Here is a 14808-nt window from a genome sequence, read left to right as displayed (position 1 = left end):
CGCCATGAGTGACAGCCAACTTCCACTGCCGACACCGTCCAAGGAAGTTCGCCAGTGGGCGATGCTCTGTCATTTTGCGGCGTTCTTCGGGCTGATGTTCCCGTTCGGCAGCCTGCTGGGGCCCTTGATTCTCTGGCAGGTGAAGAAGGATGCAGACCCGTTCATTGATGACCAGGGCAAGGAAGCGCTGAATTTCCAGATCACCGTGGGCATTGCCTGGGCGGTCTGCTTCCTGCTGGGTTTTATCGTGATAGGCTTTGTGTTGATGACCGTGCTGGTGATCGGCGCGGTGGTGATGACGATCATTGCGGGCATCAAGGCCAACAAGGGCGTGGCTTATCGTTATCCGTGGACATTGCGGTTGATCAAATAACCACCGCCCACAAAAAAACCGACAGCGATGTCGGTTTTTTTGTACCTGGAAAAAGACCTTAGATGGTCAAGGTCCAGTCGTAGTCCACGATCAGCGGCGCGTGCTGCGAGAAGCGCGGCTGGCGTGGCAGACGTGCGCTGCGCACGAAGCGACGCAAGCCTGGCGTCAGCAGCTGGTAGTCAAAACGCCAGCCGAGGTTGAGCATCTCGGCCTGTTCGTTATCCGGCCACCAGCTGTACTGGTCGCCTTCGCGGCTGACTTCCCGCAGGGCATCGACATAGCCCATGTTGCCGACAATCTCGTCCATCCAGGCCCGTTCCGGCGCCAGGAAGCCCGGGGATTGCTGGCTGTCGCGCCAGTTCTTGATATCCAGCTTCTGTTGCGCCACGTACAGCGAGCCACAGTAAATGTACTCGCGACGTTTGCGCCGCTGTTTATCCAGATAACGGGCGAAGTCGTCCATTAGCTTGAACTTCTGGTTCAAGTCTTCATCGCCATTCTGCCCTGATGGAAGCAGCAAGGTCGCAATGCTGACCTTATCGAAATCGGCTTGCAGGTAGCGCCCGTAGCGGTCGGCTGTCTCGAAGCCGAGGCCGCTGATGACCGCCTTGGGTTGCAACCGCGAATACAAAGCCACGCCGCCTTGGGCGGGAACTTCGGCATCACAGGCATAAAGGAAGTAGCCATCCAGTTGGAAGGCTGGGTCGTCCAGTTCAAAGGCGGAGGCGCGGGTGTCCTGCAGGCAGATGACGTCGGCATTCTGGGCTTGCAGCCAACTGAGCAAACCACGCTCGACTGCAGCCTGAATACCATTGACGTTCACACTGATGATCCGCATAAATGGCCCCAAAAATCGCGTGCGTGTATGATACACGCCGTCTACCTAATTAGCTAAATCCGTGGTATCTGAGGCTTTTTTCATGCAGGCGTATCAACGCGATTTTATTCGTTTTGCCATCGATCGCGGCGTATTGCGCTTCGGTGAGTTCACTTTGAAGTCCGGGCGCACCAGCCCTTACTTCTTCAATGCTGGCCTTTTCAACTCGGGTTCTGCCCTGGCGCAGCTGGGTCGTTTCTATGCGGCCGCCATCGTTGAAAGCGGTATTTCCTTCGACGTGCTGTTCGGCCCTGCCTACAAAGGCATTCCCCTGGCGGCCGCGACCGCCGTGGCGTTGGCTGAACATCACGAGCTGGATCTGCCTTGGTGCTTCAACCGCAAGGAAGCCAAGGCCCACGGCGAAGGCGGCAGCCTGGTGGGTGCGCCGCTCAAGGGCGACGTGCTGATCATCGACGACGTGATCACTGCCGGTACGGCGATTCGCGAAGTGATGCAGATCATCGCTTCCCAGGACGGCGCCAAGGCGGCCGGCGTGTTGATCGCGCTGAACCGCCAGGAGCGCGGCAACGGTGAATTGTCGGCGATCCAGGAAGTGGAACGTGATTTCGCGATTCCAGTGGTGAGCATCGTGTCCCTGAACCAGGTGTTGCAGTTCCTGGAAGATGACCCGCAGCTCAAGCAGCATTTGCCGGCGGTCAAGGCTTATCGCGAGCAGTTCGGCGTTTAGAAGATCCATGTGGGAGCGGGCTTGCTCGCGAATACGGCTTGTCAGTTGATATATGTGTCGACTGACCCGCCGCTTTCGCGAGCAAGCCCGCTCCCACATTTTTAGACCGAGTACATAGAAAAGGCCCCGTTCAATCGAATTGAACGGGGCCTTTTTGTTTACCAGCGCTTAGGGGCGCTTGCGGTTGCTGATCAGGGTACCCACACCGGTATCGGTGAAGATTTCCAGCAGGATCGCATTCGGCACCCGGCCATCCAGGATCAACGAGCTGCCAACGCCGCCTTGCACCGCTTCCAGCGCGCAGCGGATCTTCGGCAGCATGCCGCCGTAGATGGTGCCGTCGGCGATCAGGTCGTCCACTTGCTGGGTCGTCAGGCCGGTCAAGACCTTGCCTTCCTTGTCCATCAAGCCGGCGATGTTGGTGAGCAGCATCAGCTTCTCGGCCTTCAGCGCCTCGGCCACCTTGCCGGCCACGAGGTCGGCGTTGATGTTGTAGGACTCACCGTTGGCACCGACACCGATCGGCGCGATCACCGGAATGAAATCGCCTTTCACCAGCAGGTTCAGCAGGTCGGTGTTGATGCCGATCACTTCGCCCACCTGGCCGATGTCGATGATTTCCGGCTGGGTCATCTCCGGGGTCTTGCGGGTCACGGTGAGCTTCTTCGCCCGGATCAGTTCGGCGTCCTTGCCGGTCAGGCCGATGGCGCTGCCGCCATGGCGGTTGATCAGATTGACGATGTCTTTGTTCACCTGGCCGCCCAGGACCATCTCTACCACGTCCATGGTCTGGGCGTCGGTCACACGCATGCCGTCGATGAAGTGACTCTCGATGGACAGGCGCTTGAGCAGGTCACCGATTTGCGGGCCGCCACCGTGTACCACCACCGGGTTGATCCCGACGGCTTTCATCAACACGATGTCGCGGGCAAAGCCGGTTTTCAGCTCGTCGCTTTCCATGGCATTGCCGCCGTACTTGATCACCAGCGTCTTGCCGACGTAGCGTCGAATGTAAGGCAACGCTTCGGAAAGGACCTTGGCGGTATTGGCGGCGGCTTCGCGTTCGAGGGTCATTCAGGGCTCCGGTAAAAAATCAGAACGGTAATTGGAGATCAGGGGCAACACGTTTCAACTGGGCGTGGAACACGTCCTTGATGCGCTGCAACTCAGCCTCGGTATCCGCCTCGAAACGCAGCACCAGCACCGGTGTGGTGTTGGATGCGCGAACCAGGCCCCAGCCTTTGGCGTAATCGACTCGCACACCATCAATGCTGGTCAGGTCGGCGCCTTCGCCCCATTGCGCATCGTGCAGTGCGTCAATGATGCTGAATTTGCTCTCCTCGGTCACATGGATATTGATCTCTGGCGTAGAAATATCATTCGGGAAGGTCTGGAACAGCTCCTGCGCGGTCGATTTTTCCTTGCTGAGGATCTCCAGCAGACGAGCGGCGCTGTAAATGCCGTCGTCAAAGCCGAACCAGCGCTCCTTGAAGAACACATGGCCGCTCATTTCGCCGGCCAATAGCGCGCCGGTTTCTTTCATTTTCTTTTTGATCAACGAGTGGCCAGTCTTCCACATTAGCGGGCGACCGCCGTATTCCTTGATCAGCGGTGTGAGGCGGCGGGTGCACTTCACGTCGAAGATAATTTCGGCACCTGGGTTGCGCGCAACCACGTCGCGGGCAAACAGCATCAGCAGGCGGTCCGCAAACACGTTTTCGCCGGTGTCCGTCACCACGCCAACGCGGTCGCCGTCACCGTCGAAGGCCAGGCCGACGTCAGCCCCGGTCTCCTTGACCTTGGCGATCAGGTCTACCAGGTTCTCGGGCTTGCCTGGATCCGGGTGATGGTTCGGGAAGTTGCCGTCGACGTCACAGAACAGTGGGATCACTTCGCAGTTCAGGGCTTCGAGCAGTTGCGGGGCGATCACGCCGGCCGCGCCATTGCCGCAGTCCACCACCACTTTGAGGCGGCGCGCGAGTTTGACGTCGCCGGTGATTTGGTCAGAGTAGCGCTGCAGGATGTCGACTTTGGTGACGCTGCCTTCGCCGCTGGTCAGGTCGTTGGTCTTCAGGCGGGTGTGCAGGGCCTGGATCTGTTCGTTGGCGAGGGTATCGCCAGCGATGACGATCTTGAAGCCGTTGTAGTCCGACGGGTTATGGCTGCCGGTGAGCATCACGCCCGACTTGCCGGCCAGTACGTTGGCTGCGTAGTACAGCGCAGGCGTCGGCACCAGGCCCACGTCGCTGACGTGGCAACCGCTGTCGGCCAGGCCCTGGATCAGTTGCTCGACCAGCTCGGGGCCGGACAGGCGGCCATCACGGCCTACGGAAACGTTGGGCTCGCCCTGTGCCAGGCTCTGGGAGCCAATGGCGCGGCCGATCCAGTAGGCGGTCTCGGCGGTCAGGGTCTTGGGGACCACGCCACGAATGTCATAGGCGCGGAAAATGCTGTCGGGAAATGTCGGGGCGACTCGGGCTGGGTTGCTCATTGCGGGGGGGAACTCCATCGATAAGGGGCTGGGCTGGCCTCAAGGGTGCTGACCGGCAGGCTCAAACTGAAGGGTAAGACGGCGTTTTTGGCATAGAGTTCGTGGTGCAAAAGTGCCATCGGCGCCGAAGCTCCGCCCTTTTGCCCGCTTAATGCCCTGATTTCACTGGGGAAACCTTGCTGATAAGTTCCGCGCATTCTTCATCCTGAAAGGCCATGCGTTGGCATCAGGCCGGGTGAGGCACCCGGCTTGTTCGGCTAAGTCAATTCAGCTTAGTCAGTGGCTGCCGGAATGCCCGAAGCCACCTGCGCCGCGTTGTGTTTCGTCGAACTCTTCGACCAGATCGAAGTGCGCCTGCACCACCGGTACCAGCACGAGTTGGGCAATGCGCTCGCCGACGGCGATATTGAACGCGGTCTGGCCACGGTTCCAGCAGGACACCATCAACTCGCCCTGGTAGTCCGAGTCGATCAGCCCAACCAGGTTGCCGAGGACGATGCCGTGTTTGTGGCCCAGGCCGGAGCGCGGCAGGATCAGCGCCGCCAGGCCCGGGTCGCCCACGTAGATCGACAGGCCGGTCGGAATCAGAATGGTCTGGCCTGGCTCAAGCACGGTGTCCTGCTTGAGCATGGCGCGCAGGTCGAGGCCGGCGGAGCCTGGTGTGGCGTAGGCCGGCAGCGGGAATTCGTTGCCGATGCGGGGGTCGAGGATCTTGGCTTGCAAAGCGTGCATGGAAATTAAACCTGGTTCAGCCGTTGGGCGATAAAAGAGATCAGTTGGCGGGCAATCTTGCCCTTGCTGGTCTGGGCGAAAACGGTAGCGTGCAACTCGCGGTCGATCACGCTGATGGCATTTTCCTCGCTGTTGAAGCCTATGCTCGGGTTGGCGACATCGTTGGCGACAATCAGGTCGAGGTTTTTGTCTTTCAATTTGCGTGCGGCATAGTCCAGCAAATGCTCGGTTTCGGCGGCAAAACCGACGCTGAACGGGCGGTCCTCACGGGTGGCGATGGTCGCCAGGATGTCCGGGTTACGGACCATTTGCAGGAGCAGGCCGTCGCCGCTTGTAGGGTCTTTCTTGAGTTTCTGCGGCGCAACCACCTCGGGGCGGTAGTCCGCTACCGCAGCCGAAGCGATGAACAGGTCGCAGGGAATCGCCGCTTCACAGGCCGCCAGCATGTCGCGGGCGCTGACTACGTCGATTCGGGTGACGCGATCCGGGGTCGGCAGATGCACCGGGCCGGTGATCAACGTCACACGGGCGCCTGCCTCGACCGCCGCTTCCGCCAGGGCAAAGCCCATTTTTCCTGAGCTATGGTTGGTGATGTAGCGCACCGGGTCGATGTTTTCCTGGGTCGGGCCGGCGGTGATCAGCACGTGCTTGCCGGTCAGGGCCAGGTGCTGGAAGCAGTCGGCGGCGCAGTGGGCCAGGTCGGTGGCTTCGAGCATGCGGCCCATGCCCACGTCGCCGCAGGCCTGGCTGCCGGAGGCCGGGCCGAAAACCTTGAGGCCGCGGCTTTGCAGGAGTTGGGTGTTGGCCTGGGTGGCCGGGTCGCGCCACATGGCCTGGTTCATGGCCGGGGCGATCGCGACGGTGGCGTCGGTGGCCAGTACCAGGGTGGTCAGCAGGTCGTCGGCAATGCCTTGGGCCAGGCGGGCGATCAGGTCGGCGGTGGCCGGGGCGATCAGCACCAGGTCGGCCCACTTGGCCAGCTCGATGTGGCCCATGGCGGCTTCGGCCGCAGGGTCCAGCAGGTCGAGGTGAACCGGGTGGCCGGACAAGGCCTGCATGGTCAACGGGGTGATGAATTCACTGCCGCCACGGGTCATGACCACGCGCACTTCGGCGCCTTGGTCGAGAAGCCTGCGAACCAGCTCTGCGCTCTTGTAGGCGGCAATGCCGCCGCCGACGCCGAGAACGATGCGTTTCCGATACAGACGCTGCATTGGCTTGCCTTTCCAGTTCAGTGATGGCGTTGCGATGCCCCCTCCCCAGGTGAAATCGCACGCAAAAAGATGGCCTAAGATACCACAGCGTCCGCCATGCAACAGCGGCGCACATGCACACGGAGGTGCCATGAGTATTCGCGATTGGCCTGCGGCAGAGCGTCCGCGGGAGAAGCTGTTGGAGCTGGGAGCGGAGAACCTTTCCGACGCGGAATTGCTGGCGATTTTCCTGCGCACCGGGGTGTCAGGCAAAAGTGCCGTGGACCTGGCGCGCCATCTGCTGGCGCAATTTGGCAGCCTTCGGGCGCTGATGGAGGCGAGGCAGCCGGTGTTCAGCCAGCATTTGGGGTTGGGGCCGGCGAAGTTCGCCCAGCTTCAAGCCGTACTGGAGATGGCGCGCCGCCATTTGGCTGAACGCCTGCGCAACGATTCGGTGCTGGAAAGCCCGGAGGCCGTGCGCGACTACCTCAAGGCACTGCTGCGCCACGAGCCTCACGAGATATTCGGCTGCCTGTTTCTCGACGCCAAGCATCGAGTGCTGGGCTTCGAAAAGCTGTTTCAAGGCACCATCGACAACGCCATCGTCTACCCGCGACAAGTGGTGAAGCGCGCGCTGGACTACAACGCCGCGGCGCTGATCCTGTGCCACAACCATCCTTCCGGCAGCCCCGAGCCCAGCATCGCTGATCGAAAATTGACCAAGGTGCTGCAAAAGGCGCTGGAGATGGTGGACGTGCGTGTGCTGGACCACATCATTGTGGGGGAGGGTGACCCGCTGTCGATGGCGGAATTTGGGTGGATGTAGGGGCTGGCATGCCAGCCCCTGGCAGGGGTCAGGGCTTGACGCTGACCTTGGAGTAATCCTGGCGCCCGAACGGGCTCACCTGATACCCCTCGACATTCTTGCGGGTCAGCGCAAACGCGGTCGGGTGCGCCAGTGGCAGCCAGAGCGCCTGTTGCTGGATCTGTGCCTGGGCCTGCTGGTACAGCTTGCTGCGCACGCCTTGTTCGCTGGTGGTCTTGCCGGCGCTGATCAGCTTGTCCAGCGCCGGGTCGCAGTAGCGGGCAAAGTTGGTGCCGGACTTCACGGCCGCGCAGGAGAACTGCGGCGTCAGGAAGTTATCCGGGTCGCCGTTGTCACCGGCCCAGCCCATGAACAGCAAGTCGTGCTCGCCGGCCTTGGCGCGGCGGATCAGTTCGCCCCACTCGATCACACGGATTTCAGCCTGGATGCCGACCTTGGCCAGGTCCGCCTGCAGCAGTTGTGCGCCCAGGCTGGGGTTGGGGTTCAGCAGGCTGCCCGACGGCCGGGTCCAGATCGTGGTCTTGAAGCCATCCTTGAGCCCGGCGCGATCCAGCAGTTGCTTGGCCTTGGCAATGTCCTGCGGATAGCCCGGCAGGTCCTTGGCATAGCTCCAGGTATTGGGTGGGTAAGGGCCGTTGGCGGCTTCGGCGGTGCCTTCGAATACGGCCTTCAGATAGCTGGCCTTGTCGAAGGCCAGGTTGATCGCCTGGCGAACTTCCGGCTTGTCCAGTGGCGGATGCTGGCTGTTGATGGCGACAAACGCGGTCATGAAGGCCGCGGTTTTCTCGATCTTCAGGTCGGCGTCTTTTTGGGCGGCATCAATATCCAGGGGCTTGGGCGACAAGGCGATCTGGCACTCGTCGCGACGCAGTCTCTGCAGGCGCACGTTGGCGTCCGGGGTGATCGCAAAGATCAGGTTATCTACCGCAGGCTTGCCGGCGAAGTAATCCGGGTTGGCCTTGTAGCGAATCGTCGCGTCCTTCTGGAAACGCCCGAAAATGAACGGCCCGGTGCCGATAGGCTGGCTGTTGAGCTTCTCCGGGGTGCCGGCCTTGAGCAGTTTGTCGGCATATTCCGCCGGGTAGATCGAGGCAAAGCCCATGCTCAAGGCGGCGAGGAAGGTCGAATCGGCGTGGTCCAGGGTGAAGCGCACGGTCAGCGGGTCGAGGGCGTCGATCTTCTTGATCAGCGTGGGCAACTGCAGCGACTGGGCGTGGGGGAAGCCGCTCTGGGCGATCTTGTGCCAGGGGTTGGCCGGGTCGAGCATGCGCTCGAAGCTGAAGCGCACGTCTTCGGCGGTCAGGCTGCGGCTTGGCGTGAAGTAGTCAGTGCGGTGGAATTTAACGTCCGGGTGCAGCTTGAAGGTGTAGGTGAGGCCGTCCGGCGACACTTCCCAGCTGTCCGCGAGGCTCGGGACCAGCTTGCCGCTGGTGGCGTCGAAGTCCACCAGGCGGTTCATCAATACGTCTGCCGAGGCGTTGGTGGTGGTCAGCGAGTTGTATTGCACCACGTCGAAGCCTTCGGGGCTGGCTTCGGTGCAGACGCTCAGGGTAGTGGCCGCCTGGGCGTGTGCAGCAATAAAAAGAGGGGCTAGCAATAGCGGTAGGGCAGCGAGGCGCATATTCGGTTTCCTTTGCAGATCGAAGGCCCATCTGCGAGTGCAGTCTGGAAAAGTCCTACCGTAGTGGGCTGATTGACAAATGACTAGCCCATTTTTGCCTGTGCTTTTGCCGCAAATACTGTTTTGATGGCGCCTCAGGTCGTTTTGCCGAGCACTTTGCAGTGCGCGCGGGCGCTGTAAATCATTCTGTGCGACGAGCGGTTAGCTTCTATAGCGGCCCACCCTGGCAACGGTTCAGGCGTCCATGGCCTGGATTTACGCGTATAAAAGTACACGGCCTGTTGTTGCACTGGGGTCTTTCTGGTATAAAGCAGCGCTCTTTTCTAGGGGCCCGGTTCCTTCGCTAGTAGGTGTAGCCGGTAAGACCCTAAAGAAACGCGGCGCCTGGCGCCAAATGACTGAGAGATTAAGCGGCCAACCCATGCCGGGTTGGGCATGTGGTTTTAGAGGGCTGAGGCATGTCGAGAGTCTGTCAAGTTACCGGTAAGGGTCCGGTGACTGGGAATAACATTTCCCACGCAAACAACAAAACCCGTCGTCGTTTCCTGCCAAACCTGCAGCATCACCGCTTTTGGGTTGAAGAAGAGAAACGTTTTGTTCGTCTGCGCGTATCTGCCAAAGGCATGCGTGTTATCGACAAGCGCGGCATCACTGTCGTGCTGGCCGAACTGCGCCGCGACGGCAAAATCTAAGGAGCTAAATCATGCGTGAATTGATTCGAATGATCTCTAGCGCCGGTACTGGTCACTTCTACACTACCGACAAGAACAAGCGTACTACCCCGGACAAGCTCGAAAAGAAAATGTTCGACCCGCGCGTTCGCAAGCACGTGATCTACAAAGAAGGCAAAATCAAGTAATTGGTTTTCTTTCTTGTGAAAAAAAGCCCGTATCTCACGATGCGGGCTTTTTTTTGTGCCTGATAAATGATCAGGCCTTTTCTTCGAACACCACGTAGATCTTGCGGCAGGGTTCCAGCACTTCCCAGGTGCCGCTGAAGCCGGCCGGAATGACGAAGCGATCACCGGCCCGCAAGGTCTTGGCGTTGCCGTCGGCATCGCGCAACACCGAAACACCCTGCACGATCTCGCAATACTCATGCTCGGTGTAGTTGACCTTCCACTGTCCGACTTCACCTTCCCAGACCCCGGCGCTCATCTGGCCGCACGGACTGTTGTAGTGGTTGTAGACGGTTTGCTCCGGGTCGCCCTTGAGGATTTTCTCCGCAGCCGGACGGTAGCGATCAGGCTCGGTCCTGGCCTGGCTGAAGTCGACGATATTCTGGATGTTCATGGGCGTGTCCCGTCTGGCCTGCGGTTGGAGAGCTCAAAGTCTATGTTTATTAAAATGAACATCGCAAGGGCGTTTGCTGCCGTTATGTCAAATATATTGAAACATCCATCGCCGCTGGTTTAGGGTGGCAGCTGCCTTGAGCCGAACAGCTGGCTGGCCGGGCAAGAATTCTTCGAAGGTGCCTGGGTACATCGCCCGGCCCTTGTATTCAATAAGAGGAGGACACTCGCATGACCACCCTGACCCGTGCCGACTGGGAACAACGCGCCAAGGATCTGAAGATCGAAGGCCGCGCCTACATCAATGGCGAATACACCGCCGCCGTTTCCGGCGACACGTTCGAATGCCTGAGCCCAGTCGATGGCCGCCTGCTGGCAACCGTTGCCAGCTGTGACGTCGCCGACGCCCAGCGTGCCGTAGAAAACGCCCGTGCCACGTTCAATTCCGGTGCCTGGTCGCGCCTGGCGCCAGCCAAGCGCAAAGCCACCATGATCCGTTTCGCCGGCCTGCTCAAGGCCAACGCCGAAGAGCTGGCACTGCTTGAAACCCTGGACATGGGCAAGCCGATCAGCGACTCCCTGAACATCGACGTCCCAGGCGCGGCGCAAGCGCTGAGCTGGAGCGGCGAGGCCATCGACAAGATCTACGATGAAGTCGCAGCCACCCCTCACGACCAGCTGGGCCTTGTGACCCGTGAGCCCGTCGGCGTTGTCGCGGCCATCGTGCCGTGGAACTTCCCGCTGATGATGGCCTGCTGGAAACTCGGGCCGGCGTTGTCCACCGGTAACTCGGTGATCCTCAAGCCATCTGAAAAATCACCGCTGACTGCCATCCGCATCGCTGCCCTCGCGGTTGAAGCCGGCATCCCGAAAGGCGTGTTCAACGTGCTGCCGGGTTATGGCCACACCGTGGGTAACGCCCTGGCGCTGCACATGGACGTCGACACCCTGGTGTTCACCGGTTCCACCAAGATCGCCAAGCAACTGCTGATTCGCTCCGGCGAGTCGAACATGAAGCGCGTCTGGCTGGAAGCTGGCGGCAAGAGCCCGAACATCGTGTTTGCCGATGCCCCGGACCTGCAAGCCGCCGCCGAGTCCGCGGCCGGCGCCATCGCCTTCAACCAGGGCGAAGTGTGCACCGCCGGTTCGCGCCTGCTGGTGGAGCGTTCGATCAAGGATAAATTCCTGCCGCTGGTGATCGAGGCCCTCAAGGCCTGGAAGCCGGGCAACCCGCTCGACCCGGCCACCACGGTCGGTGCGCTGGTGGATACCCAGCAGATGAACACCGTGCTGTCGTACATCGAAGCCGGGCATGCCGATGGCGCCAAGCTGGTGGCCGGCGGCAAGCGCACGCTGCAGGAAAGCGGTGGCACCTATGTCGAGCCGACGATTTTCGACGGCGTGACCAACGCCATGAAGATCGCCCAGGAAGAAATCTTCGGCCCGGTGCTGTCGGTGATTGCCTTCGACAGCGTGGAAGAAGCCATTGCGATCGCCAACGACACCCAATACGGCCTGGCCGCTGCGGTGTGGACGTCGAACATCTCCAAGGCGCACCTGACTGCCAAGGCCCTGCGTGCCGGCAGCGTATGGGTCAACCAGTACGATGGCGGCGACATGACCGCACCGTTCGGTGGTTTCAAGCAGTCGGGTAACGGCCGCGACAAGTCGCTGCACGCGTTCGACAAGTACACCGAGCTGAAGGCGACCTGGATCAAGTTGTAAGCCTCCAGGAACACCGCTGTAAAAAATGTGGGAGCGGGCTTGCTCGCGAATGAGGTATCACAGTCGCTGATGTATTGACTGGTACACCGCATTCGCGAGCAAGCCCGCTCCCACACTGTTTTGTATGATCTCCAAGTAATCCACAGGAGCGTGGAAATGCGTTGGGCGACCTATTTCGCCGTGTTGGCGTCGGTCTTGAGCGTGGGCCTGGCCTTGGGCGTGAGCATGCCGCTGGTGTCCCTGCGCCTGGAAAGCTGGGGCTATGGCAGCTTCGCCATCGGAGTCATGGCGGCGATGCCGGCCTTCGGTGTGCTACTGGGTGCCAAGGTCTCCAGCGGCCTAGCCTCGCGCCTGGGCACGGCGAACCTGATGCGCCTGTGCCTGTGGGCGGGGGCGATTTCCATCGGCTTGCTGGCGGTATTGCCCAGCTACCCGGTATGGCTGGTGTTGCGGCTGATGATCGGGGTGATCCTGACCATCGTGTTTATCCTCGGCGAAAGCTGGATCAACCAACTGGTGATCGAACGCTGGCGCGGCCGTCTGGTGGCGCTGTATGGCTGCAGCTATGCCTTGAGCCAGCTGTCGGGCCCGTTGCTGCTGGGCGCGCTGGGTACGGACAACGATATTGGCTTCTGGGTGGGTGTCGGTCTGCTGACGTGCTCGCCGATCCTGCTGCTGGGCCGTTCCGGTGCGCCGACTGCCGAGTCTTTCAGCGTGACCTTTGGCGACCTGCTGCGCTTCTGCCAGGGCTTGCCGGCGATTGCCTGGGCGGTGGCGTTGTTCGCCGCATTCGAGGCGATGATTCTTACGTTGTTGCCGGTGTATTGCCTGCAACAGGGTTTCACCGCCGAGATTGCTCTGGCGATGGTCAGCACGGTGGTGGTCGGTGATGCGTTGCTGCAACTGCCGATTGGCGCGCTGGCGGACTACCTGCCTCGGCGCACGCTGTTTCTCGGCTGCGCGCTGATGCTGCTGGTGACGAGCCTGGCGATTCCGCTGTTGCTCGATACGCTGATGATCTGGCCGGTGTGGGTGCTGTTCGGGGCCAGCGCCGGCGGGTTATTCACCCTGTCGCTGATCCTGATTGGCGAGCGCTACCGCGACGACGCACTGGTGCGCGCCAATGCGCATATCGCGCAGCTGTGGGGCATTGGCTGCCTGATCGGCCCGCTGGTGGCCGGTGCCGGCAGCCAGTGGATCAGCGGGCATGCGTTGCCGTTGTTGATGGCGGCGGGGGCGTTGGGGTTGGTGATCCTGTTGCTGCGCCAAGGTGCGTTCGGCGCCGCACAACCCGCCTGAACTTGAAATGCGATCACCTGTGGGAGCCGGGCTTGCCCGCGATGGCGGAGTGTCAGCACCGGATACGTAAACTGACACTCCGCCATCGCAGGCAAGCCAGCTCCCACAGGTCCCGTCGCTGTTCTTAAAGCATGCGTTCCAGCCCGACGGATGTAGCAAACCAGGCATTGAACCGGCGCCACCAACTGCCGGGTTCGCGGGTCAGGGTGTGCAGTTGGCCGTTGTCTTCGGTCACCCATACCACCTGGCCATCCTGCAGCTTCGCCTGATAGCTCAACGGGGGCGCCATGCCCTCCAGTGCCAGGTTGCGCACGTGTTCCGCCAGTTCGGGACTGTCCACCAGCACCCCGACTTCGGTGTTCCACAGCACCGAGCGCGGGTCGAAGTTGAATGAGCCGATGAAGGATTTCTCCCGATCAAAGATGATCGCCTTGCTGTGCAGGCTGGAATCCGAACCGTGGAATGTACCTTTGCGGAACAGATGAGGTCCGCTGCCGCCACCGTCTCCCGGCTGGCGACGCAACTCGTATAGCTTCACCCCGTGTTCCAGCAGCGCCTTGCGATAGGGCGCATAACCGCCGTGCACGGCCGGTACGTCGGTGGCTTCCAGGGAATTGGTCAGCAGGCTTACCGATACACCGGCGTCCGCGCGACCGGTCAGGTATACCAGGCCAGGCTGGCCTGGAACGAAGTAAGCCGAAATCATCATCAGCTCATGGCTGACACCTTCCAGCTCGGGCGCCAGTTGGGTGGTCAGCAGCAGCCGTGGATCCGGATCGGCCTTGGCCAGCACCTTGCTCGGCGCATCCCACAGCGCCTGGTTCCAGGCCCAGATCAGCTCGCGACGCCAGATGTCCATGCGCGGCTGGGTCTTGTAGGTGCGCAGGCGGTTGTACAGGGCATGGTTTTGTTGGCGAGACTCGGCAAGGGAATCTTCCAGGCGTACGCGGGCACTGGCCAGGTCGCCTTTGGAAGCGCTGCTGACAAAGTCACCAATGGGTTTGCTCAGGGCACTGTTCCAGTACTGATCGAAACTGTGGCCGAGTTGCTCGGCCACCGGGCCCACGCTGAGCATGTCGATATCGGTGAAGTTGAGGTTGGGCTCGGCGTCGAAATACTCATCCCCCAGGTTGCGCCCGCCGACGATGGCCACGCTGTTGTCTGCCAGCCACAGCTTGTTGTGCATGCGCCGGTGTTGCAGCGACAGGTCGAACAGCCGCGCCATGGCCCGCGTCACGCCGGTGCTGCGGCCCAGGTGCAGCGGGTTGAACAGGCGAATCTGGATCTGCGGGTGGGCGGCGAGGGTGGCGATGATCTGGTCCAGGCCGTCGCTGGTGGTGTCGTCCAGCAGGATGCGCACGCGCACGCCACGGTCGGCGGCCTTGAGCAGTTCATCCACGAGCATGCGGGTGCTGATGCCGTCGTGGACGATGTAGTACTGCAAGTCGAGGCTGGTCTGGGCGTTGCGGATCAGTTCGGCGCGGGCCATGAAGGCTTCGCTGCTGTTGGGCAGCAGGCGGAACCCGGAGCGGCCTTTGTAGGGAGCGGCCTGGGCCTGGATCGAGCGGCCGAAGGAAGATTCGCTGGCCGGCAGCGCCTCGCTGGGTGTGCGTGGCGCGTCGATGGTGGCGCAGCCGCCCAGGGCCAGGATGCCCAGCAGGAAAAACGGTAATAGCCGGTGGGTCATCAATG

14 protein-coding genes and 1 pseudogene are annotated in these 14808 nt (G+C 61.3%); 7 read left to right on the top strand and 8 right to left on the bottom strand.

Annotated features, from left to right (window positions below; all coding sequences use genetic code 11):
• The first annotated feature begins 4 nt into the window (after nucleotides 1-4).
• Nucleotides 5-373 (top strand): DUF4870 domain-containing protein, encoded by a 369-nt coding sequence (locus JV201_RS28730; protein ID WP_003213278.1) that lies wholly within the window; start codon nucleotides 5-7, stop codon nucleotides 371-373.
• 58 nt (nucleotides 374-431) lie between these two features.
• Here JV201_RS28730 and JV201_RS28725 read toward each other — a convergent pair whose 3' ends face one another.
• Nucleotides 432-1211, bottom strand: a complete 780-nt coding sequence (locus JV201_RS28725; RefSeq protein ID WP_003176915.1) for an exodeoxyribonuclease III — start codon at nucleotides 1209-1211, stop codon at nucleotides 432-434.
• An 82-nt stretch (nucleotides 1212-1293) separates the two neighbouring features.
• Here JV201_RS28725 and pyrE point away from each other — a divergent pair, with 82 nt between their 5' ends.
• The gene (gene pyrE, locus JV201_RS28720) at nucleotides 1294-1938 is read left to right on the top strand and encodes an orotate phosphoribosyltransferase (protein WP_003213276.1); all 645 of its coding nucleotides are present in this window, start codon (nucleotides 1294-1296) and stop codon (nucleotides 1936-1938) included.
• Nucleotides 1939-2106: 168 nt separating this feature from the next.
• On the opposite strand, the gene argB is transcribed toward pyrE, so the two are convergent.
• From argB to coaBC, 4 genes and pseudogenes are all read right to left on the bottom strand, one after another.
• Nucleotides 2107-3012 carry an acetylglutamate kinase gene (argB, locus tag JV201_RS28715; RefSeq protein WP_003213275.1) on the bottom strand — a complete coding sequence of 302 codons (906 nt, stop codon included), beginning with the start codon at nucleotides 3010-3012 and terminating at the stop codon, nucleotides 2107-2109.
• 19 nt (nucleotides 3013-3031) lie between these two features.
• Nucleotides 3032-4453, bottom strand: a pseudogene (locus JV201_RS28710) (phosphomannomutase/phosphoglucomutase); the annotation flags it as partial.
• Nucleotides 4454-4705: 252 nt separating this feature from the next.
• Nucleotides 4706-5161 carry a dUTP diphosphatase gene (dut, locus tag JV201_RS28705; protein WP_219406299.1) on the bottom strand — a complete coding sequence of 152 codons (456 nt, stop codon included), beginning with the start codon at nucleotides 5159-5161 and terminating at the stop codon, nucleotides 4706-4708.
• Between the two features lie 5 nt (nucleotides 5162-5166).
• Complete coding sequence (gene coaBC / locus JV201_RS28700) at nucleotides 5167-6375, bottom strand: bifunctional phosphopantothenoylcysteine decarboxylase/phosphopantothenate--cysteine ligase CoaBC (protein WP_008439425.1); 1209 nt, start codon at nucleotides 6373-6375, stop codon at nucleotides 5167-5169.
• Between the two features lie 130 nt (nucleotides 6376-6505).
• On the opposite strand from coaBC, the gene radC reads away from it, so the two are divergent.
• Entirely contained in the window at nucleotides 6506-7180 is a 675-nt protein-coding gene (gene radC / locus JV201_RS28695; protein WP_087693709.1) for a DNA repair protein RadC, read from the top strand.
• A gap of 28 nt (nucleotides 7181-7208) precedes the next feature.
• Here the strand turns inward: radC and JV201_RS28690 are convergent, their stop codons facing one another.
• Nucleotides 7209-8801, bottom strand: coding sequence for an ABC transporter substrate-binding protein (locus JV201_RS28690; protein ID WP_008439424.1), 1593 nt, complete (start codon nucleotides 8799-8801; stop codon nucleotides 7209-7211).
• 458 nt (nucleotides 8802-9259) lie between these two features.
• Here JV201_RS28690 and rpmB point away from each other — a divergent pair, with 458 nt between their 5' ends.
• Both rpmB and rpmG read left to right on the top strand, forming a co-directional pair.
• Nucleotides 9260-9493 (top strand): 50S ribosomal protein L28, encoded by a 234-nt coding sequence (gene rpmB, locus JV201_RS28685; protein WP_003213263.1) that lies wholly within the window; start codon nucleotides 9260-9262, stop codon nucleotides 9491-9493.
• A gap of 11 nt (nucleotides 9494-9504) precedes the next feature.
• Nucleotides 9505-9660 (top strand): 50S ribosomal protein L33, encoded by a 156-nt coding sequence (gene rpmG, locus JV201_RS28680; protein ID WP_003176906.1) that lies wholly within the window; start codon nucleotides 9505-9507, stop codon nucleotides 9658-9660.
• Between the two features lie 70 nt (nucleotides 9661-9730).
• Here rpmG and JV201_RS28675 read toward each other — a convergent pair whose 3' ends face one another.
• The gene (locus tag JV201_RS28675; RefSeq protein ID WP_003213261.1) at nucleotides 9731-10093 is read right to left on the bottom strand and encodes a cupin domain-containing protein; all 363 of its coding nucleotides are present in this window, start codon (nucleotides 10091-10093) and stop codon (nucleotides 9731-9733) included.
• 230 nt (nucleotides 10094-10323) lie between these two features.
• Here JV201_RS28675 and JV201_RS28670 point away from each other — a divergent pair, with 230 nt between their 5' ends.
• Nucleotides 10324-11817 (top strand): aldehyde dehydrogenase, encoded by a 1494-nt coding sequence (locus JV201_RS28670; RefSeq protein WP_003213259.1) that lies wholly within the window; start codon nucleotides 10324-10326, stop codon nucleotides 11815-11817.
• Between the two features lie 156 nt (nucleotides 11818-11973).
• On the top strand, nucleotides 11974-13116 hold the full coding sequence (locus JV201_RS28665) for an MFS transporter (RefSeq protein WP_102370161.1): 1143 nt from the start codon (nucleotides 11974-11976) through the stop codon (nucleotides 13114-13116).
• 124 nt (nucleotides 13117-13240) lie between these two features.
• Here JV201_RS28665 and JV201_RS28660 read toward each other — a convergent pair whose 3' ends face one another.
• A complete protein-coding gene (locus tag JV201_RS28660; RefSeq protein WP_003208738.1) occupies nucleotides 13241-14803 on the bottom strand; it encodes a phospholipase D family protein in 1563 nt (520 codons plus the stop codon).
• Nucleotides 14804-14808 lie beyond the last annotated feature (5 nt).

This window comes from Pseudomonas sp. Colony2 (assembly GCF_019382755.1).
Taxonomy (GTDB): Bacteria; Pseudomonadota; Gammaproteobacteria; order Pseudomonadales; family Pseudomonadaceae; genus Aquipseudomonas.
Note: the sequence above shows the minus strand (reverse complement) of the source record. Positions and strands in the feature narration are given on the sequence as shown.